General features: G+C 58.1%; 16 protein-coding genes and 1 riboswitch. Of the genes, 6 read left to right on the top strand and 10 right to left on the bottom strand.

Going from position 1 to position 20,394, the window contains the following annotated elements; all coding sequences use genetic code 11:
- From RTM06_RS02690 to RTM06_RS02645, 10 genes are all read right to left on the bottom strand, one after another.
- A partial coding sequence (locus tag RTM06_RS02690; RefSeq protein ID WP_312179776.1) for a mannitol-1-phosphate 5-dehydrogenase occupies positions 1-886 on the bottom strand: 886 nt, incomplete at its 3' end.
- Between the two features lie 94 nt (positions 887-980).
- Positions 981-2,915 carry a PTS mannitol transporter subunit IICBA gene (locus RTM06_RS02685; RefSeq protein WP_008104656.1) on the bottom strand — a complete coding sequence of 645 codons (1,935 nt, stop codon included), beginning with the start codon at positions 2,913-2,915 and terminating at the stop codon, positions 981-983.
- Positions 2,916-3,372: 457 nt separating this feature from the next.
- Positions 3,373-4,086, bottom strand: coding sequence for a DUF3053 domain-containing protein (locus RTM06_RS02680; protein ID WP_008104654.1), 714 nt, complete (start codon positions 4,084-4,086; stop codon positions 3,373-3,375).
- Positions 4,087-4,260: 174 nt separating this feature from the next.
- Positions 4,261-5,859 carry a gamma-glutamyltransferase family protein gene (locus RTM06_RS02675; protein WP_312179774.1) on the bottom strand — a complete coding sequence of 533 codons (1,599 nt, stop codon included), beginning with the start codon at positions 5,857-5,859 and terminating at the stop codon, positions 4,261-4,263.
- Between the two features lie 9 nt (positions 5,860-5,868).
- Positions 5,869-6,750 (bottom strand): ABC transporter permease, encoded by an 882-nt coding sequence (locus RTM06_RS02670; RefSeq protein ID WP_312179773.1) that lies wholly within the window; start codon positions 6,748-6,750, stop codon positions 5,869-5,871.
- Positions 6,751-6,752: 2 nt separating this feature from the next.
- Entirely contained in the window at positions 6,753-7,694 is a 942-nt protein-coding gene (locus RTM06_RS02665) for an ABC transporter permease (protein ID WP_312179771.1), read from the bottom strand.
- Positions 7,695-7,711: 17 nt separating this feature from the next.
- Positions 7,712-9,229 carry an ABC transporter substrate-binding protein gene (locus tag RTM06_RS02660; RefSeq protein ID WP_312179769.1) on the bottom strand — a complete coding sequence of 506 codons (1,518 nt, stop codon included), beginning with the start codon at positions 9,227-9,229 and terminating at the stop codon, positions 7,712-7,714.
- Positions 9,230-9,245: 16 nt separating this feature from the next.
- Positions 9,246-10,307 carry an oligopeptide/dipeptide ABC transporter ATP-binding protein gene (locus tag RTM06_RS02655; protein ID WP_312179767.1) on the bottom strand — a complete coding sequence of 354 codons (1,062 nt, stop codon included), beginning with the start codon at positions 10,305-10,307 and terminating at the stop codon, positions 9,246-9,248.
- Positions 10,304-11,299, bottom strand: a complete 996-nt coding sequence (locus RTM06_RS02650) for an ABC transporter ATP-binding protein (RefSeq protein WP_312179765.1) — start codon at positions 11,297-11,299, stop codon at positions 10,304-10,306. The genes RTM06_RS02655 and RTM06_RS02650 overlap by 4 nt, the downstream gene beginning before the upstream one ends.
- Positions 11,296-12,018 (bottom strand): FadR/GntR family transcriptional regulator, encoded by a 723-nt coding sequence (locus tag RTM06_RS02645; RefSeq protein WP_256697982.1) that lies wholly within the window; start codon positions 12,016-12,018, stop codon positions 11,296-11,298. The genes RTM06_RS02650 and RTM06_RS02645 overlap by 4 nt, the downstream gene beginning before the upstream one ends.
- A gap of 407 nt (positions 12,019-12,425) precedes the next feature.
- A riboswitch (guanidine-I (ykkC/yxkD leader) is annotated at positions 12,426-12,520 on the top strand.
- 63 nt (positions 12,521-12,583) lie between these two features.
- On the opposite strand from RTM06_RS02645, the gene RTM06_RS02640 reads away from it, so the two are divergent.
- The 6 genes from RTM06_RS02640 (at position 12,584) to uca (ending at position 20,259) form a co-directional block, all read left to right on the top strand.
- A complete protein-coding gene (locus RTM06_RS02640; RefSeq protein ID WP_265301575.1) occupies positions 12,584-13,642 on the top strand; it encodes a putative urea ABC transporter substrate-binding protein in 1,059 nt (352 codons plus the stop codon).
- A 14-nt stretch (positions 13,643-13,656) separates the two neighbouring features.
- Positions 13,657-14,469, top strand: coding sequence for an ABC transporter permease (locus RTM06_RS02635; RefSeq protein ID WP_312179761.1), 813 nt, complete (start codon positions 13,657-13,659; stop codon positions 14,467-14,469).
- Between the two features lie 10 nt (positions 14,470-14,479).
- Complete coding sequence (locus RTM06_RS02630) at positions 14,480-15,226, top strand: ABC transporter ATP-binding protein (RefSeq protein WP_312179759.1); 747 nt, start codon at positions 14,480-14,482, stop codon at positions 15,224-15,226.
- Positions 15,227-15,237: 11 nt separating this feature from the next.
- The gene (locus RTM06_RS02625; RefSeq protein WP_312179757.1) at positions 15,238-15,945 is read left to right on the top strand and encodes an urea amidolyase associated protein UAAP1; all 708 of its coding nucleotides are present in this window, start codon (positions 15,238-15,240) and stop codon (positions 15,943-15,945) included.
- Positions 15,945-16,580, top strand: a complete 636-nt coding sequence (locus RTM06_RS02620; protein WP_312179755.1) for an urea amidolyase associated protein UAAP2 — start codon at positions 15,945-15,947, stop codon at positions 16,578-16,580. The genes RTM06_RS02625 and RTM06_RS02620 overlap by 1 nt, the downstream gene beginning before the upstream one ends.
- 79 nt (positions 16,581-16,659) lie before the next feature.
- The gene (gene uca / locus RTM06_RS02615; RefSeq protein ID WP_312179753.1) at positions 16,660-20,259 is read left to right on the top strand and encodes an urea carboxylase; all 3,600 of its coding nucleotides are present in this window, start codon (positions 16,660-16,662) and stop codon (positions 20,257-20,259) included.
- Positions 20,260-20,394: the final 135 nt, after the last annotated feature.

The raw sequence follows: 20,394 nt of genomic DNA, 5'->3' as shown, positions 1-20,394 counted from the left end.
GACGACCTACGCGCTCAACGTCATCTTTCAGGTACGGATTTTCGAAGCGGGTGAGGATTTTCTGGATGTAGGCAGCATGCTTATCGGCCTCAAAGCCATAACGCTTGATCAGCACGGCACCGCTTTCCTGCATCGCGCTTTGCACTACCGCACGCACTTTCTCATCAAGAATCGCGTCACGAATGGTAGCGTGACCGGCCAACTGACCGAGATACGCGGTGATGGCGTGACCGGTATTGAGGGTGAACAGCTTGCGCTCAACGAACGCCATCAGATTGTCGGTCAATTCCATGCCAGCAATGTTTGGCAATTCACCTTTGAACTGGGTTTTATCAACAATCCACTCGCTGAAGGTTTCCACGGTGACTTCCAGCGGATCGGTGGTGCCGGCTTCGGATGGCGGCACGATGCGATCGACCGCAGAATCAACGAAGCCAACATGCGCTTCAACCCACGCGTGATACTGCTCTGGCAGCGCTTTCAGCACGTGCTGTTTCAGCTGGCTGGTACCGCGCACCATGTTTTCACAGGCGATGATGTTGAGTGGACGGACGTTACCGCTGTCGCTGCGTTTAGCCAGACCTTTCGCGACGCCACCGGCGATGCGCTCCAGAATCTGCGGGCCAACCGCCGTGGTCACGATATCAACCTCCGCAATCAGCGCAACGATGTCATCGCTGGTGCTGTTGACGGCGCTGACGCCTGTTACGATTTCGACTTTTGCCTGCTCGCCAACCACATGAACCGGATACTCATGACGGGCGTTAAGGGCATCAAGTACCACCTGATTGACGTCAGCAAACACCAGCTCGATGCCGGCATCCGCCAGTAACTTACCGATAAAACCGCGACCAATGTTACCTGCTCCAAAATGTAACGCTTTCATAAATTTGACCCATATCAAATGACGAAAGGGCGGGCAAGTCCGCCCCGGAAATGTGGGACGGGCTTACCCGCCCCAGGGAAGGTAAAACGTGGTATTACGCTTTAACGGTATTGCCTGAGAGCAGGTCCAGCACGTCCTGCACGCTGGTGGTATTCGCCAGCTTCTCAATCACGCTGTCATCATCCAGCGCGTTGGTCAGGCTGGTAATCACCTGAATGTGCTCGTTATTGCGAGCGGCGATACCAATCACCAAACGCGCCACGTCTTCTGGCTCATCACCAAACTGCACGCCTGCCGGATACTGACAGAACACCACGCCGGTTTTCAGCACGCGGTCTTTCGCTTCTACGGTACCGTGTGGCACTGCAATGGATTCACCGAGGTAAGTTGGCGTCAGCTTTTCACGTTCCAGCATCGCTTCCACATATTCCGGCTGCACGTAGCCGCCTTTCACCAACTGCTCACCCGCAAAGCGAATCGCCTGCTCTTTATGGGTGGCGCTCAGGCCGAGGAACACGTTGTCTGCACCCAGTTTGAACAGGTGCGCATTGCCTTCGTCGTAGCTGTCAGCCAGCGTGGTCTGCACGGTTTCGCGACGCGCTTCACTGCGGTTAGCGGCAACCAGACGTTCAGTCAGATTGCTGTACAGCGCGCTATCGAGGAAGTTGTTCAGCGAAATATGCTGCGCCTGCGGTGCCTGACGCATCGCACGTTCGGTCAGATCGCGGTGGGTAATCACCAGATCGACGTCGCCTGGCAGCGAGTTAATCGCCGTGTTGGTGACGGAGATATTGCTCAGACCCGCGTCCTGCACTTTCTTACGCAGTACGCCCGCACCCATCGCACTTGAACCCATTCCGGCGTCACAGGCTACGATGATTTTGCGTACGTGGTTCAGGTCAACGCTCATCGCGTCGCCAGCAACCGGTGAACCGGCAACGGCCTGACCTTTCGACTGCGCTTTCATATCCTGCATACGCTGTGTCGCTGCTTCGATATCGTCATCTTCTTTCACTTTGCTGGTTTTCAGCAGTATTGAAGAGACCACGAAGGAGACGGCAAATGCAGCGATGATGGCCGCGATGTTCGCGAAGTAAGCGCCTTTTGGCGTCATCGCCAGCACGGCCAGGATGGAACCTGGAGAAGCCGGAGAAACCAGGCCGCCGTTCAACAGCGTCAGGGTGAACACGCCGGTCATACCGCCGAGGATTACCGCCAGCAACAGACGCGGCGCCATCAGCACGTATGGGAAGTAAATTTCGTGGATACCACCGAGGAAGTGGATGATCGCTGCACCGCCTGCAGATTGTTTAGCGCTACCGCGACCAAACATCATGTAGGCAACCAGCACGCCCATACCCGGACCTGGGTTGGCTTCAATCAGGAAGAAGATTGATTTGCCGGCCTCGCTCGCCTGCTGGATACCCAGCGGAGAGAAGATACCGTGGTTGATGGCGTTATTGAGGAACAGGATTTTCGCCGGTTCAACAAAGATCGACGTCAGCGGCAGCAGGTTGTTCTGCACCATCAGATTCACGCCCGCGGCGAGAATGTGTGACAGGCCTTCAACCAGTGGACCGATTGCCAGGAACGCTAACAGCGCCAGCAGCATACCGATGATACCGGCCGAGAAGTTGTTAACCAGCATCTCGAAGCCGCTTTTGATCTTGCCATCAACGGCGCGGTCAAAGGATTTGATCGCCCAGCCGCCCAGCGGACCGGCAATCATCGAGCCGAGGAACATCGGCATATCGGCACCGACGATCACGCCCATGGTGGTGATGGCACCGACCACGCCACCGCGATCGCCGCCAACCAGACGTCCACCGGTGAAACCAATCAGCAGCGGCAGCAGGTAGGTGATCATTGGGCCGACGAGTTTCGCCAGCGTTTCGTTTGGAATCCATCCGGTTGGGATGAACAGCGCAGTGATGATACCCCATGCGATAAACGCACCGATGTTAGGCATCACCATATTACTCAGAAAGCGACCAAAGCTCTGAACCTTGACCTTTACTGATGAGGACATAAACCCACCCCTTATTGAGACGCGCTGCAATAAGAGAGCGCGTTTGTTTTTGTTTGAACGTTACGGCGGGGGCCGTGGCATTACTGTATGCACGCGGACTCTAGCACTAGTTTATTACGCTGCGTAGAGCAGTGCCTAAGTGTGATGCAGATCACGCTAAGTTGGGGTGGTTGGGGGGCAATAAGGTGATATCGATCACAAAAAGACGCTGTAAGAAAGCAACGATGCCGAAAAATTAAGCAAAACAAGGTGATGAATGTGACTTAAGTCACCTTTTAAGCTGGGTGCTTTGTTGTGTAAATGTGATCAATGTCACAAACTATTTTTGGTCGAAAATGCGCCAGATCACAATACGCTGCAGCAGAAAAGTGGGCTGTAAGGAAGTGACGAAATTCTGAAAAGAAACGAATGGCTTGTAGGGTCGCCATTGATGGCGACCACTAAAATAGTTCGGCTGTTATAACCCGCCTTGCACCGCATTTTGCGCTTGCGTCAGCGCCTGCGCATTGCTGGAGAGATTGCTCATCAGCGTGTTGTACTGCGTTGCCTGATCCTGCGTTGGGAATTGCACGCCGCCGTCGTTAAAGGTTACGCGTGTGCCTTGCGATTGCAGATAGTCGCCGGTTTGCACCGCCGCCTGGCTCAGCGCCTGCAGCTGTGGCAGCAGCGGAATCAGCGTGCTGGCTGGCTGCGTTACCACTTTGGTAAACGCGGCGTCGTAGACTTTCTTCAGATCATCCGGCTGCTTCAACGTGGCTTTGCTGCTGTCCGCCTGCATTTTGGCGCTCTGAATCTGCTGGGTCAGCACGCTCAGATTACCGCTGGCCTGGCGCAGGCTATCGCGGCGCGTCAGGTAATCCTGCGGTACACGAATCGCTGCTAATTCATCAACCACCGGACGCATACCTTGCTCGATCGCCTGATTGGTCTGCTGCGAGAAACCATACAGGATGGCGTAATCGCTGGCGTAGTTACCGAAGGTCTGCTTCTGGTTTTCACTCAGGCTTGGCAGATGTTCGCCGCTGCGCATCACTGTGTTCTGAAGGAAGTCACTGAACGCTTTACGCTGATCGCCCTCTTTGTCGCCACAGGCCGTAAGTTGCAGCACGACCAAGGCACTGACCATCAGCATGCCGGTGCGCATCCAGATGCGGGAAATTCCTGACGCCATGATTAACTCCTGTTATGGCAAATTCGATTCGGTGGGAATGGTCCTAAAGGATAGTGCAATGGCCTGGCGGGTACAACGGGCGGCGTTTGCCTGGTGCGCATAAATGCGCACCCGACAAGGAAATGGCGGAATTCGTAGGGTCACCATTCATGGTGACCGTTTTAACACGTTAAATCAGAACACCAGTGCCTGCCCATCTTTGCGGCTTTCGGTGGCGGCGATGTAGAAGCCTTGCGGATCGCGCACAATCGCCTGCGCACCGCCGAAGTTATAGCCAAGCAGCGGATCTTCCAGCGTAATTTGATGTCCCATCTCGCGCAGCTTTGCCAGTACGTTACGGTCGATGCCCGGCTCAACCACCACCGCACGTCCTTGCTCAACGCGCCAGCGCGGGGCATCAATCGCTGCCTGCGGGTTTTGCTTGTGCTGCATGATGCGCAGCGCCATCTGCACATGACCTTGTGCCTGCATCGGGCCGCCCATCACGCCAAACGACATCAGCGGCTGGCCGTCACCGTCGAGGGCAAACGCCGGAATGATGGTGTGGAACGGACGCTTGCCGCCAGCCACCACATTGGGATGCTGCGGATCGAGTGAGAAACCGCAGCCACGGTTTTGCAGGCTGATGCCGGTGCCCGGCACCACAACACCAGAGCCAAAGCCCATATAGTTTGACTGTATAAAGGAAACCATCATGCCGCTGGCATCGGCGGTGGAGAGATACACCGTGCCGCTCTGCTGCGGGGAGCCAAAGGTAAAATCCCCGGCCCGATCGGGATTAATCAGCTGCGCGCGCTGTTTCAAATATTCATCGCTTAGCAGCAATTCCGCCGGGAACTCGAGGTGATCGTAATCGCTGACGTAGCGATCCAGATCGGCCAGCGCCAGCTTCATCGCTTCAATCGACAGATGCAGCCACGGCACCGAATCCGGTTCATAGCGGCCAATATCCCACTGTTCGAGAATGCCCAGCGCAATCAAGGTGGCGATGCCCTGACCGTTTGGCGGCAGTTCCTGCACCGATCCACCCGCAAACGGACGCGATAACAATTCCACCCAATCAGCGCGATGATTTTTCAGATCATCAAGGCTCAGCGCCGCGCCATGCTGCTCAGCAAACGCCACTATCTTTTCGGCCAGCTCGCCACGATAGAAGGCTTCGCCGCGCGTCTCGGCGATTTTTTGCAGCGTTTTGGCTTGCGCCGGATTGCGGAAAAGTTCACCAGCACGCGGCGGGCGACCCTCAGGTGCAAAGCACTCGATAAAACCAGGCTGATCTTTCAGCTTGTTGTAGGCGCGTTGCCACAGATGACCAATCAGCGGTGAAACCGGGAAACCGTCACGCGCGTATTCAATGGCCGGTTGCGCCAGCGTGGTAAGCGGCAGCGTGCCAAAGCGTTCGGCCAGCTCAACCCACGCCGAAACCGCACCCGGCACGGTGACTGCTTCCCAGCCGATTTCCGGCATGGCATCGCGTCCGGCAAAACGTTTCGGGCTCCACGCCGCAGGCGAGCGGCCCGAGGCATTCAAACCGTGCAGTTTTTTGCCATCCCAGATAATCGCGAAGGCGTCACTGCCAAGGCCGTTGCCGCTGGGCTCCAGCACGGTTAACGCCATCGCACTGGCAATCGCCGCATCTACCGCATTGCCGCCCTGTTGCAACATGCGCATCCCCGCCTGCGCCGCCAGCGGCTGCGAAGTGGCAACCGCGTTGCGTCCCATCATCGGTACGCGGTGTGAGGCATAGCTGACGTTAAAATCCAGTTCACTCATGATCGTTCCTTAGTGTGAGTCATCGCGTGGGTCGAGCGCGTCGCGCAAACCGTCGCCCAGCAGGTTGAAGCCCTGCACGGTGAGAAAAATAGCCAGGCCGGGGAAAATCGACATCCACGGCGCCTGTTCGAGAAAACCTTTGGCGGTGTTCAGCATCGCACCCCATGAAGGCGAGGGCGGTTGCTGGCCGAGGCCAAGGAAAGAGAGACTGGCTTCGGTGATGATCGCCGAAGCAATCGCCAGCGTGGCCTGTACCAGAATTGGCGACAGCACATTGGGCAGCACATAACGCAGGATGATCCAGCGATCGGGCAAACCAATCGCCCGCGCGCCGTCGATGTACTCTTCGTGCCGAATGGCAATCACCTGTCCGCGCGTCAAGCGGGCGAAAATCGGCATCGCAGATAAACCGATGGCAATCATTGCATTCGACAAGCTCGGGCCGAGAAATGCGCCCAGCGCGATCGCCAGAATCAGAAACGGGCACGCCAGCAGCGCTTCGATAAAACGCGAAATAATGCCGTCGCACCAGCCTTGCCAGTAACCGGCAATGAGCCCCAGCGGCACACCAATCAGAATGGCGATCAGCACCGAAATGCAGCCCGCCAGCAGCGAGGTGCGTGCGCCCCACACCAGGCGCGACAAAATATCGCGCCCCAGCTCATCGGTGCCGAACCAGTGCAGCAGCGTTGGCGCTTTACGCACCGCAAGGAAATTGGCTTTGATGGGATCAAACGGAGCCAGCCACGGTGCCAGCAGCGCCACGGCGACAAACAGCAGCACAATCACCGCACCAATCAGCGCACTTTTGTTACGCAGGAACTTTTTAAGTACCCGACGATTGGGCTTTGCCACTGCAGGCAGTACGCCAGAGGTTAATACCTCGCTCATGGTCAGCCTCGCATTTTCGGGTTAATGATCATATAGAGCACATCGGCCAGCAGATTGAGCAGCAGGAAGCCAATCGCCACCACCAGCACCACGCCTTGCACCACGGCGTAATCACGGTTGAATACCGCATCGACAATCATCTTGCCAAAGCCGGGCAGCGTGAAGACCTGCTCGGTTAGCACCGCGCCACCCAGTAACTCGCCAAACAGCAGCGTGGTGAGAGTAACGATCGGCATCAGCGCATTACGCAACGCATGTTTCAGCACCACTTTCTTTGCCAGCAGCCCTTTGGCGCGAGCGGTGCGAATGTAATCCGCTTTCAGCACGGCGATCATTGAAGCGCGGGTGTGACGCATTAAGGTGGCGGCCAGTCCGGTGCCGAGCACCAGCGCTGGCAGCAGCAGCGTTTTCAGGTTCTGCGCCACATCTTCGCTAATCGGTACAAAGCCCGATGCCGGTAGCCATTGCAGATGCACGGAGAACAGCAAAATCAGCAGAATACCGAGCCAGAAGTGAGGCACTGAAATCCCGGAAAGCGCGACAAAGTTGGTGGTGTGATCGACCCAACTGTCTTTGCGCACTGCGGCGATGATGCCCATGCTGATGCCAATCACCAGCGCGATAATCATCGCCAGAAATGACAACTCCAGCGTCACCGGCAATTTGCTGGCGATCAGCGCCGTCACCGGCTCTTTGGTGCGCAGCGACATGCCTAAATCGCCGGTTAGCGCATTACCAATCCAGGCGAAATATTGCGTGGGGATCGGATCATCCAGATGATATTCCGCCCGCAGCTGGGCGATAACCGCCGGATCGCGCTCTTCGCCCGCCATCGCCAGCACCGGATCGCCCGGCAGCAACTTTTGCAGCGCGAACACCATAATGCTCACCAGCAGCAGCGTCGGAATCGCCAACAATAGCCGTTTTACAATCAGTTCCAGCATCCTCGCTCCTTAGCGGTTTACTGCGCCAGACTTACGCCAGCCAAACGCACCAATCCGTCCGGCCAGGCTTTGAAGCCCTGCAATTTCTTCGACATGCCAAAAATGCGTGGCTCAAAGTAGAGGTAAGCAATCGGCATATCGCTTTGCAGTTGGTTCACTACCTGGGTGTACAGCGCCTGACGCTGTGCCTGGTCGTTGGTGAGACGCGCGGCGTTCAGCCACTCATCGACATGCGCATTGCTGTAGCGTCCGTCGTTAAGCGTGCCTTTGCTGTTAATAAACGAATAGATGCTGCCGTCCGGATCGGGACGACCAGACCAACCCGACAGGCTGAGCTGATAATCCCCGCGTTGCTGACGATCCAGCAGCGTAGCGAACTCACTCATTTGCAGATTGAGGTTAAAACCGGCTTCGCCGACCATCGCCTGAATGACCTGGCCCACTTGCTGCGCGGTCGGGTTATTGCTGACCAGCAGCGTTAGATTGAGCGGCGTGGTGACGCCTGCGGCCTTGAGCAAGGCTTTGGCTTTTTCCACATCGCGCACGGCAATCGGTGTGTTGACGTGATAAGCGCTGACCGGTGAAAACGCCTGATTGGCTGGCGTATACAAGCCTTCAAACGCCACCTGATTTAGCGCATCACGGTCAATCGCCAGTGAGAACGCTTCACGCACGCGCGCATCTTTCAGCGGACTGTTGGCATCGACTTTGCCGTTGTTGATATTGAAGGTGATGCCCTGATAACCAAGACCCGTGACTTTTGCCAGCGCCAGTTTGCTATCGGCTTCAACGGTTTTCACATCGCTGGCGGCCACGCCTTCGGTGAGATCCAAGTCGCCAGCACGCAGGTTCGCGAGGCGTACGGAAGCATCCGGGATCGGCAGGAAAATCACCTTATCGAAGTGATAAGCGCCTTTATTCCAGTAATTGTCATAGCGCTTCAGCACGATGCGATCCTGCTGAACGCGGCTGTCGAACTGATACGGGCCGGAGCAAACCGGATGGGCGGCGAAATCGGGCTTTTTCGCCGCTTCCGGTGCCAGCATGGCGCTGGCGCGGTCGGTCAGCTGGCTCAGCAGCGCCGCATCTGGGTTTTTCAGGTGGAATTTCACCTGCATCGGGCCGCTTACTTCCACACTTTCAATCGAGGAGATTTCACTTTTGCGCAGCGAACCCGGCAGCGTCTGCGCACGTTCGATATTGAATTTCACCGCCTGCGCATCAAACTTTTCGCCATCGTGGAAGGTCACGCCGCTGCGCAGATTCATGGTCAGCGTTTTACCGTCATCGCTCCACGCCCAATCGGTGGCCAGACCCGGCACCACTTTGAGGTTTTGATCGACATCGACCAAACGATCGCACATCGCCGCAAACACAAAACGGCCGTAATAGGTGCGCGCCAGATGCGGATCGAGCATGTCAGGATCGGCGCCCAGGCCGATGCGAATCACGCTGTCAGCCTGGCTGTGGGCGCTAGCGCCGAGCAGTAACAGACCGCTGAGGGCGGTTAATAACGTATGACGAGCTTGCTTCACGGTGTCTCTCCAGAGGTTAGGCTTGCTGATTCACCGCCTGCTCAAACAGGGCGCGGCGACGTAAAAAAGCGGCGGAAGGTGGCGCAAGAGTGATGACGCTGCGATCGCGATTAATCTCCTGCCAGCGGTGACAGGCAATTTGACGGCCGCCGCTCAGCACCTGATTAATCGGTTCAAACTGGCGACATTCCGCCGTTGCATAGGGACAACGGGTATGAAAACGGCAGCCGCTCGGTGGATTGGCAGGATTGGGCAGGTCGCCTTGCAACATCGGAATGGTGCGGTTGCCACCCGGCTGCATTTGCGGCGCAGAGGCAATCAGCGCCTGCGTATAAGGATGGAGCGGCGCATCAAAAATCTCATCGACGCTGGCCAGTTCGACAATCTGACCGAGATACATCACCGCCACGCGATCGCTCATATGACGGATTACCGCTAAACCGTGCGCCACGATCACCATCGTCAGACCAAACTGCTGTTTCAGGCTCTCCAGCAGATTCACCACCTGCGCCTGCACCGACACATCCAGCGCTGAAACCGGCTCATCGCCGAGCAATAATTTCGGTTGGGATGCCAGGGCGCGGGCAATACCGATGCGCTGGCGCTGACCACCTGAAAACTCGTGCGGGTAACGCTCGGCCCAGGCCGCAGGCAGGCCAACGGTGCGTAGCAGTTCGGCGACGCGCGAATGGCGCTGATCGCGGCTCATCTTTTCGTGCAGCCACAAGGGTTCGCCAACAATCTGCTGCACCGTCATGCGCGGATTGAGCGAGGCAAACGGGTCCTGGAAGATAATCTGCAATTCACGGCGCAGCTGATTGAGCCGCGCGCCGCTGGCATCAGTAATGCTTTCGCCCTGATAGAACACGTCGCCAGCGCTGGCGGCCAATAACCGCAGCAGCAAACGGCCCAGCGTCGATTTACCGGAACCGGATTCGCCGACAATCGCCAGCGTTTCGCCCGGCATCATCTGCAGCGAAACGCGATCGACCGCCGTCACGCCGCGATTGCGTGAAAATAGCCGGTTGCCCGCGGAGAAGGTTTTGCTTAAATCGCGGCACTCTAAAATCGGCTTCATGCACTTTCTCCCAGCGTGACGTATTGCTCTAACGGGGCGCGGAAACAGGCCACCTGATGATCGTTCGCCAGCGCGCGTAACGCCGGGCGATGCTGGTGGCAGCGTGTTTCGGCGAAGGGGCAACGCGTGGCAAAACGGCAGCCGGCCGGCATGTTTTCCGGCAACGGCACCTGACCGGGAATGGTGGCCAGCGCACCTTCGCGTGCGCTCAGGCTGGGAATTGAGCCCATCAGGCCAATGGTGTAAGGATGCTGCGGATCGTTGAAAATACGCTCCACGCTGCCGCTCTCAACCACCTGACCGGCATACATCACCGCCACGCGCTGCGCCACTTCCGCCACCACGCCGAGGTCGTGGGTGATCATCAATACTGCGGTGCCGGTTTCCTGTTTTAGGGTGTTCAGCAGCGCCAGAATTTGCGCCTGAATGGTGACGTCGAGCGCGGTAGTCGGCTCATCGGCAATCAGCAGTTTTGGTTGGTTGATCAGCGCCATGGCAATCATCACGCGCTGGCGCATGCCGCCGGAAAGCTGATGCGGATAGGCTTTGAGCCGCAGTTCTGGTGCCGGGATTTGCACTTTTTGCAGAATCGCCAGCGCCGCGTCCATTGCCTGGCGCTTATTCACTTTGCGATGGCGCATCACCGCTTCACTCAGCTGATCGCCAAGCGTGAAGGCCGGATTAAGTGAGGTCATCGGCTCCTGAAAAATCATCGCCAGCTGGTTGCCGCGCAGGCTGGCGTATTCGCTGCTGCTGAGCTGGCGCAGATCGCGGCCATCAAATAGCATATCGCCCTGCAAGATGTGCGCGCTCTCAGGCTGCAGACCCATCAACGTCAGTGAGGTGATGCTTTTGCCGCAGCCCGATTCACCGACCAGCGCCAGCGTTTCTCCGGCCTGAAGCACCAGCGAAATATCATCCAGCACCGTGACGGGCGAGCCGCGAAACTGCACGCGCAGATTGCGCAGCGATAAAACGGGATGTGCGGTCATGGCATATCCTCCTGGCGGGAATAGAGCGTTTCCATCAGCGCCTGTTGCAGCGCAAGCAAATGCTCACGCATCGCCGCTGCCGCTTCATGAGGCTGGCGCTGGGCGATGTGCATCACCAGCCGCTGATGATGGTTGTCATAGTTATCCAGCCGCGCCGGGGTACGCGCCTGCACCCGCAAATGCTGCCAGCCGGGATCGCGGCGCACCGCATCGACGGCATCGAACAACCCGAGCATCAGGCGATTGCCCGCCGCTTCGGCGATGGCGCGATGGAAGGCGCTGTCCCACAGTTCATGCTGATCGCCATCTTCTGGCGGCGTGATGGCGTGCATGCGCTCCAGCAGGCGTTTCATCAAGGCGATTTGCTCTTTGGTGGCGCGCAGGGCGGCAAGACTTGCCAGCCCTGGCTCCAGCTGCAAACGCGCTTCCATCACTTCAAGCAGATTCGATTGCTGCGGCAGATCCTGTAACACTAGCGGCTGCACCGGCGCGGAGGGCCCAACAAAGGTGCCTTTGCCCTGTTTACGCCAGATGCGGCCCTCTTCTTCCAGCACGTCTAATGCCCGGCGAATTTCACGACGACCCACGCCAAAGCGCTCCGCTAACTCACGTTCGGTGGGCAGCGCGCGATCCGGCGTGTGCTCCTGTTGCTGAATCAGCTGGCGCAATTGCTCAAGTGCGGTGCTGGAGTTGCGGCTGGTTTCTGGCGTGTCATTCATGATTGGTTCGCCTGTTTATGCATCAGAAAAAGATCGGTAAACGCCACGTCTCCAGCCCTTTTCCTGATGAAAGGCGAATGCGGCAGCTTTCTTAGCGTAGGCAAGAAGTGAACCAATATTTAATTGGTTCAGCTTGGTGTGTCATCAATGTGTAATAACCACATGATCGCAAAGTAAAAGTTTTTTCAGTGCTACTTCAGAATTGCAAGAGGCGTCAACGTTTCCATCGATGGGCTGCTTCACGTTGGTGCGCGCACGCTGCTTTTCTGTGCAATGCCAGCAAAGCAGCGACGCGCGGATCGTTAATATTTGATGTTTTTCAGCGGGATATAACCTTGGCATCCATTTTGTATGTGTTAACGCAGATGCAGGAGCGATAGCGGGCAACCGAGGTCGCCAGACAATTTGCAATGGGTCACTAGGGTTCCGGTCGAAAGATGCTGGTCCGAGAGTGGCCGACCGTCCTCTGACGGTTACACGGCGGGAAAAAAGCCCGGGAGGAAAGCGAGAACGTTGCTCGCCGCCTCCTGCTTTTTTTTCGCCCGTTAACGTCAGAGGAACCATCATGATCAAAGCCTGCCTTCGCCTGCTGTTGCTTTGCACCATCACGCTGTTCAGCGTCAATGCGCTGGCCGCCGACAAACCCTCCTTCAAGATTTGCTGGTCGATCTACGCGGGCTGGATGCCGTGGGATTACGCGCAGCAGAGCGGTATCGTCAAAAAATGGGCCGACAAATACGGCATCGATATCCAGTTTGTGCAGGTTAACGACTATATCGAATCGGTGAACCAATACACCGCCGGTGGCTTTGCGGGTTGCACCATGACCAATATGGATGCACTAACCATTCCCGCTACCGGCGGCGTGGATAGCACGGCGCTGATCGTCGGCGATTACTCCAACGGTAACGACGGCATTCTGCTGAAAGGCGCGGGCAACCTCTCGGCGCTGAAAGGCAAGCCGATCAATCTGGTCGAACTCTCGGTTTCACATTACCTGCTGGCGCGAGCGCTGGAAAAATCCGGCATGAGCGAGAAAGACGTCAAAGTGGTGAACACCGCCGATGCCGATTTGGTGGCGGCGTTTGGCACCGCCGATGTCAACGCTATCGTGACCTGGAATCCGCTGCTCGCCGAAGCGGAGAAGCAGCCGAACAGTCATCTGATTTTCTCTTCCGCGCAAATTCCGGGTGAAATCCTCGATCTGCTGGTGGTCAACAGCGCCACGCTTAAAAAGTATCCGCAGCTCGGCAAAGCGCTGACCGGCGCATGGTATGAAACGCTGAAAACCATGTCCGGCCCAACCGACAGCGCCAAAGCGGCACGCACACAAATGGCGCAGGCTTCCGGCACCGATCTGGCGGGCTTTGATCAGCAGCTGGCCGCCACGCATCTGTTCAGCGATGCCAAAACCACCCTCGATTTCGTCCAAAGCCCACAGCTCAAAGCCACCATGCAGATGGTCGCCGAGTTCTCGTTCAAGCACGGCTTGCTGGGCGAGGGCGCGCCGAGCGCCGATGTGGTTGGCGTGGCAACGCCTGCGGGCAATTGGGGCGATGCGGGCAACATCAAACTGCGCTTCACCGATGAGTACACCAAACTGGCCGCCGCCGGGCAGCTGTAAGCGAGGCGATGCCGATGCGTAAGTTGATCAACTACCAACCGCTGCCGCTGGGGCGCTTGCTGCTGGGCATCTTGCCGCTGCTGGCGCTGCTGCTGGTGTATCTGTTCGCGTCGGATGCGCGTCTCAGTCTGAATGCGGCAGACAAGCTGTTGCCGGGCTTTAACGCCATGGGCGATGCCATTAGCCGCATGGCGTTTCAGCCCAGCCCGCGCACCGGTGAATATCTGCTGTGGAGCGATACCGCCGCCAGTTTGCTGCGTTTGCTGTGTGGCGTGGCGATCAGCGCGCTATTGGCGCTGGCGCTGGGTCTGTTCACCGGCGCGCTGCCGGTGGTGCGGGCGGTGCTGGCGCCGCTGGTGACGTTGTTTGCACTGGTACCGCCGCTGGCGATTCTGCCGATTCTTTTTATCTGTTTTGGCCTCGGCGAAGTGTCGAAAGTGGTGTTGATTGTCATTGGCATCACGCCGTTGATTACCCGCGATTTGCAGCTGCAGGTGCAGAAAATCCCGCGCGAGCAGCTGGTGAAGGCGCAGACGCTTGGCGCGCACAGCGCGCAGATTTTGTGGCGCGTGATCCTGCCGCAGCTGATGCCGCGCCTGTTGGATGCGGTGCGGCTGTCGCTGGCGTCGGCGTGGCTGTTTTTGATTGCCGCCGAGGCTATCGCCGCCACAGAAGGTTTGGGTTATCGCATCTTCCTGATGCGGCGTTATCTGGCAATGGATGTGATTCTGCCGTACGTGGCGTGGATCGCGCTGCTGGCCTTCCTGCTCGACCTGTTGCTGCGGCTGATTAGCCGTCGCTGCTGGCCGTGGTATCACGCGAACTAAGGGGCGAGCCATGCCGTTACTGCAACTGAAAAACCTTGAGAAACATTACGGCCAGCAAGTGGTGCTGGAGCGCCTCAATATCGAGGTCGAAGAGGGCGAGTTTGTGGCGATTGTCGGCGCGTCCGGCTGCGGCAAAACCACCTTCCTGAATATGCTGCTCGGCACTGAAGCGCCCAGCAAAGGCCAGCTGTTACTGGATGGCGAACCGATTCCCGACGAACCGGATGCGCATCGCGGCGTGGTGTTTCAGCGCTATTCAGTGTTCCCGCATCTGACGGTGCTGGGCAACGTGATGCTGGGCGACGAGTTCAGCAGTGCGCGTTGGCTGGGCCGCGTGTGGGGAAAGAAGCGTCAGGCGATTCGCCAGCGTGCGCAGGCCATGCTAACGCAGGTCGGCCTGGAACATGCGCAGAATAAATATCCGCATCAGCTGTCGGGCGGCATGCAGCAGCGTCTGGCGCTGGCGCAGGCGCTGATGAAGCAGCCGCGCATTTTGCTGCTGGATGAGCCTTTCGGCGCACTCGATCCCGGCATCCGCGGCGAGATGCACCAACTGATTACCCGATTGTGGCAGCAGCACAACCTGACGATTTTTATGATCACCCACGATCTGAAAGAGGGATTTAGCCTCGCCTCGCGTCTGCTGGTGTTTGACAAGCTGCGCCACGATCCGCACGCGCCTGAAGCCTGGGGCGCGACCATCACGTACGACCTGCCGCTGGATCGCACACAGCCATCCGAACCGCTGGTCGCCTAAAGGAGAAAACCATGAAGCCTTATCAAACCTTGTTGCCGAGCGGCGCGCACTGGTCACTGGTGATGCGCAGCGGTAGCGCGCTGACCCTCACCAATGTGGAAGGTGGCGCCAACGTCGGCCTGCTGTTTTACAACCCGGAAAACCTGCTGGAGCGCTATAACGCGCCCGACACCTTGAAGTGCCAGCACACTTTTCGCCTCACCGCCGGTCATTGTCTCTATTCAGATATGGGGCGCATTTTCTGCGGCATCGAACACGACAGCTTCGGCTGGCACGAAAGCGTGTGCGGCACGCTGAATGCCGAACAAACCGCCGCGCGCTTTGGTGCCAGCACGTATCAGCAGGCGCGCAACCTGCGCCATCAAAACGGCTACGACAGCTTTCTCGTCGAGCTGGCGAAATATGGGCTCGGTCAGCGCGATATGGCGTCCTGCCTCAACCTGTTTGCGCAGGTGCGCGCTGACGATAACGGCACTTTGCAGCTGGAACGTCAGGGCGCGGCGGGTGCCAACGTGCGTTTACGTTTCGCGATGGACACGCTGGTGCTGCTGCACACTTGCCCACATCCGCTGAGCGCATCACAGGATTATCCGCGCCAGCCGGTGCAGATCGAACTGGATGCGCAGCGCGCGCCGCTGCCCGAAATCTGTCTGCAACGTGCTGAAAATCAACGCGGCTTGCGTAATAACGCGCTGTATCAACTGCAAGGAGAAATGTGATGATCACTGAAAGTCTGCTCAATCCAGCCCACGCGCGCTTACAGCAAAAAATTGATGCCGGCGATTACTGGCTACATCGCATCGAAGCCGGTCAGACGCTACGCATCACCGATCTGGAAGGCAATCAGGCCGCCGATACGCTGTTTTTCAATGCTGATGACACCGCTGAACGCTACAGCATGAGCGACACGCTGCGCGGGCAGAACAACGTGTTTCTGACGGCCGGCAGCGTGCTGCGCTCCAACCGTGATCGCCCGATGTTGACCATTACCGCCGATACCTGCGGCCGTCACGATACCTTGGGCGGCGCCTGCTCGTGCGAGAGCAACACGGTGCGTTATGACCTGGAGAAGCGCCATATGCATTCGTGCCGCGATAGCTGGATGCTGGCGGTGGCGGAGAAGCCGCAGTTTGGCCTGACGCGCCGCGATATCACCCACAACATCAATTTTTTCATGAACGTGCCGGTGACGCATGACGGCGGATTGACCTTTGCCGACGGCATTTCTGCGCCGGGCAAATATGTCGAGATGGTGGCGCAGATCAACGTGCTGGTGCTGATCTCCAACTGCCCGCAGCTCAACAATCCCTGCAACGGTTACAACCCAACGCCGATTTTAGTCAGCGTGTGGTGATTCTCTGACGCAACGGGACGACCCGTTTTCTGCCGTCAATGCCACGCAGGACGACCTGCCGCAACGAGAGTATTCAGTCATGATTGATCGCGTATTAATTGCCAACCGTGGCGCGATTGCCGTGCGCATTATTCGTACCCTGCAAGCCATGAATATCCGGGCGATTGCCGTGTATGCCGAAGCCGACCGCCATGCGCGCCATGTGCGTCTGGCGGATGAAGCCTGGTCGCTCGGCGAAGGTCAGGTGCGAGACACTTATCTCAATCAGGATAAATTGCTGGCGATAGCTGCGCAGAGTGGCGCGCAGGCGCTGCATCCGGGCTACGGTTTTCTCAGTGAGAATCCGGAATTTGTTACGCGCTGCGCAGCGGCGGGCGTGCATTTTCTTGGGCCGAGCGCCGAGCAGATGGCGGCTTTTGGCCTGAAACACAGCGCGCGTGCGCTGGCCGAACAGAACAACGTGCCGCTGCTGCCGGGCAGCGGCTTACTGGCTTCGCTGGCCGAGGCGCAGCAGATGGCGGCGCAGATTGGCTATCCGGTGATGCTGAAAAGCACCGCGGGCGGCGGCGGGATTGGCATGCAGCGCTGTGACGATGCCGAACAGCTCGATGCGGCATTTACCCGCGTGAAGCGCCTGGCAGGCAACAACTTCGCCGACGATGGCGTATTTTTAGAGAAGTTCATTGCGCGTGCGCGCCATATCGAAGTGCAGATTTTTGGCGACGGCGCAGGTGAAGTGATCGCGCTCGGTGAGCGTGATTGTTCGGCGCAACGCCGTAATCAAAAGGTGCTGGAAGAGACGCCCGCACCGGGCTTGAGCGCAGCGGTGCGCGCGCAGTTGCAGGCCACCGCCGTCAGGCTCGCGCGAGCGGTGAACTATCGCAGCGCGGGCACGGTGGAATATGTGTATGACGATGCCAGCCAGCAGTTCTGGTTCCTTGAAGTGAACACGCGTTTGCAGGTAGAACATGGCGTCACCGAAATGGTGTATGGCGTCGATCTGGTGCGCTGGATGGTGGAACTGGCGCAGCAAACATTACCGCCGCTGGCCGATTTGCAGCCGGTCGCGCAAGGTCATGCCATTCAGGTACGGCTTTACGCCGAAGATCCCGCCAAGCAGTTCCAGCCCAGCGCTGGATTACTCAGCCATGTGCAATTCCCGGCTGAGATGGAGGGCGCCACGCTGCGGATCGACAGCAGCGTTGAGAGCGGCATGGAGGTTTCGCCGTTTTACGATCCGATGCTGGCGAAAGTGATTGTGCATGCTGCCGATCGCGCCAGCGCGCTCGGCAGCATGGTGCAGGCGCTGCACGCCACCGAGCTGTACGGCATCGAAACCAATTTGCTGTGGCTGCGCCAGCTGTGCACGTTGCCGGACGTGCAGCAGGGACGCATCATCACCGCCACGCTCGGCACCCTGCAGTGGCAGCCGCCGACGCTGGATATTCTTAGCGGCGGCACCTTAACCACGGTGCAAGATGCGCCGGGACGCACCGGCTATTGGCATGTTGGCGTGCCGCCTTCAGGCCCATTCGATAACCGCGCGTTCCAGCTTGGCAATCGCCTGTTAGATAATAATGCCCAAGCCGCCGGGCTGGAGATCACCTTGCGTGGCCCGACGCTGCGCTTCAATCAGGCATGTAGTTTTGTACTGACCGGCGCGCCGATTGCCGCGCAACTCGATCAACAAAGGTTACCGATGAACCAGCGGCTAACGGCGCAGGCCGGGCAAACGCTGACGCTGGGCGAGGTGCGTGACGGCAGCCGCAGCTATCTGCTGCTGGCTGGTGGCCTCGACACGCCGCGCTATCTGGGCAGCCGCAGCACCTTCACCCTCGGCAAATTTGGTGGTCATGCCGGACGCGCGCTGCGCGCCGGTGATGTGTTGCATCTCGCCGCGCCGCAGGTGTTGAGTGCCGCAACATTGCCTGACGAACTGCTGCCGCAACTTAACGGTTGTTGGCAGCTGCGGGTGATTTACGGCCCGCATGGCGCGCCCACCTTCTTCACCGATGACGACATCGCGGCATTTTTTGCCGCTGAGTGGCAAGTGCACTACAACTCCAGCCGCACCGGCATTCGCCTGATCGGCCCAAAACCGACCTGGGCGCGCAGCGACGGTGGCGAAGCGGGCATGCATCCTTCGAACATCCATGACAATGCCTACGCCTTCGGCACGGTGGATTTCACCGGCGATATGCCGGTGATCCTCGGCCCGGATGGCCCATCGCTGGGAGGATTTGTCTGCCCGGCAACGGTGATCGAGGCCGATCTGTGGAAGCTGGGACAGCTAAAAGCCGGCGATCGCGTGCAGTTCCAGCCGATCGATCTTTTCACCGCCGATCAACTGGCGCAGGCGCAGCGGGACGAGATCATCAAACTGCAATCTCAACCGATTACAGTGAACGCGGCGCTGCCCTTGATTGATCCTGTGCTGCACCATCATGCGGCAGCGGATCAACGTCCTTCGCTCTCAATTCGAGCAGCGGGCGACCGTTTTCTGCTGGTGGAATATGGAGATTTGCAACTGGATATCGCGCTGCGTTTTCGCGTGCATGCGCTAATGCAACGGCTGGAAGCGCATCCGCTGCCGGGGCAACTGGAATTGACGCCTGGCATCCGCTCGCTACAAATCCACTATGACGCGCAGCTGTGCGCAAGAAGTGATCTATTGGCGCAAATATTGCACGCTGATTTAGCATTGGGGAGCCTGGCCGAGGCGGCGGTGCCTTCGCGCACCGTATGGCTGCCGCTGAGCTGGGATGATGCAGCCTGCCGTGAAGCGATTGTGCGCTACGACCAATCCGTCAGACCGAATGCGCCGTGGTGCCCAAGCAACATTGAATTTATTCGCCGCATCAATGGGCTGGATAGCATTGAGTCGGTAAAAGAGATCGTATTTAGCGCCTCTTATCTGGTGATGGGATTGGGCGATGTCTATCTCGGTGCGCCGGTGGCGACGCCACTCGATCCACGTCATCGCCTGGTGACCACCAAATACAATCCGGCGCGCACTTGGACGGCGGAGAATTCGGTGGGGATCGGCGGCGCTTATATGTGCGTGTACGGCATGGAAGGGCCGGGCGGTTATCAGTTTGTTGGACGTACCATGCAGATGTGGAACCGCGATCGCCCAACAGCCGCGTTTACCCAGCCCTGGTTACTGCGCTTCTTCGATCAAATTCGTTTTTATCCGGTAGAGGCCGACGAGTTACTGCAGATTCGTGAGCGTTTTCCGTGGGGCGATTATCCGCTGCGCGTGGAACAGGGCGAATTCCGCCTCGCCGACTATCAGGCAATGCTGACGCAGCAAGCGCAGGAGATTGATGCCTTCCAGCAACAGCGGCAGCAGGCATTTGATGAGGAGTTGGCGCGCTGGCGAGCCGAAGGGCAGTTTACCTTCGATAGCCAGCTGCAAGCGCAGAGCGGCGAAGAGAGTGTGGTGCCAGCCGGATGTCATCCCGTTGAGAGTCAGGTGGCGGGCAGCGTGTGGCAATGGCTGGTGGAGGAAGGCAGTGAAATTCGTGCGGGTGCCACGGTCGGCATCCTCGAATCAATGAAGATGGAAATCCCGATCGTCGCGCCCGTCAGTGGAAAAATCCATAGTCTGACGCGGCTGTCCGGGCAGCAAGTGCAGGCGGGTCAATTACTTATGGTGATCGACCCAAAAGTGGCATAAGAAAGAATAAAAAATAATCAGGAATCTGGCAGCAAAGTCGGGGATCTGTCCCATACTTAGAAACCCGAACTATTGTTGCATTGCCCTGACATCTTTTGCAGTGCTCAACAGGCTGTGTCCCGCATCGGTTTGATA

Source organism: Pantoea sp. CTOTU46764, from assembly GCF_031974595.1.
GTDB lineage: Bacteria > Pseudomonadota > Gammaproteobacteria > Enterobacterales > Enterobacteriaceae > Pantoea > Pantoea trifolii.
Note: the sequence above shows the minus strand (reverse complement) of the source record. Positions and strands in the feature narration are given on the sequence as shown.

Excerpts from the sequence above, each read along its gene's own strand:
- RTM06_RS02685 (WP_008104656.1), bottom strand. The coding sequence starts at position 2,915 with ATGTCCTCATCAGTAAAGGTCAAGGTTCAGAGCTTTGGTCGCTTTCTG.
- RTM06_RS02680 (WP_008104654.1), bottom strand. The coding sequence starts at position 4,086 with ATGGCGTCAGGAATTTCCCGCATCTGGATGCGCACCGGCATGCTGATG.
- RTM06_RS02675 (WP_312179774.1), bottom strand. The coding sequence starts at position 5,859 with ATGAGTGAACTGGATTTTAACGTCAGCTATGCCTCACACCGCGTACCG.
- RTM06_RS02670 (WP_312179773.1), bottom strand. The coding sequence starts at position 6,750 with ATGAGCGAGGTATTAACCTCTGGCGTACTGCCTGCAGTGGCAAAGCCC.
- RTM06_RS02665 (WP_312179771.1), bottom strand. The coding sequence starts at position 7,694 with ATGCTGGAACTGATTGTAAAACGGCTATTGTTGGCGATTCCGACGCTG.
- RTM06_RS02655 (WP_312179767.1), bottom strand. The coding sequence starts at position 10,307 with ATGAAGCCGATTTTAGAGTGCCGCGATTTAAGCAAAACCTTCTCCGCG.
- RTM06_RS02650 (WP_312179765.1), bottom strand. The coding sequence starts at position 11,299 with ATGACCGCACATCCCGTTTTATCGCTGCGCAATCTGCGCGTGCAGTTT.
- RTM06_RS02645 (WP_256697982.1), bottom strand. The coding sequence starts at position 12,018 with ATGAATGACACGCCAGAAACCAGCCGCAACTCCAGCACCGCACTTGAG.
- RTM06_RS02640 (WP_265301575.1), top strand. The coding sequence starts at position 12,584 with ATGATCAAAGCCTGCCTTCGCCTGCTGTTGCTTTGCACCATCACGCTG.
- RTM06_RS02635 (WP_312179761.1), top strand. The coding sequence starts at position 13,657 with ATGCGTAAGTTGATCAACTACCAACCGCTGCCGCTGGGGCGCTTGCTG.
- RTM06_RS02630 (WP_312179759.1), top strand. The coding sequence starts at position 14,480 with ATGCCGTTACTGCAACTGAAAAACCTTGAGAAACATTACGGCCAGCAA.
- RTM06_RS02625 (WP_312179757.1), top strand. The coding sequence starts at position 15,238 with ATGAAGCCTTATCAAACCTTGTTGCCGAGCGGCGCGCACTGGTCACTG.
- RTM06_RS02620 (WP_312179755.1), top strand. The coding sequence starts at position 15,945 with ATGATCACTGAAAGTCTGCTCAATCCAGCCCACGCGCGCTTACAGCAA.
- uca (WP_312179753.1), top strand. The coding sequence starts at position 16,660 with ATGATTGATCGCGTATTAATTGCCAACCGTGGCGCGATTGCCGTGCGC.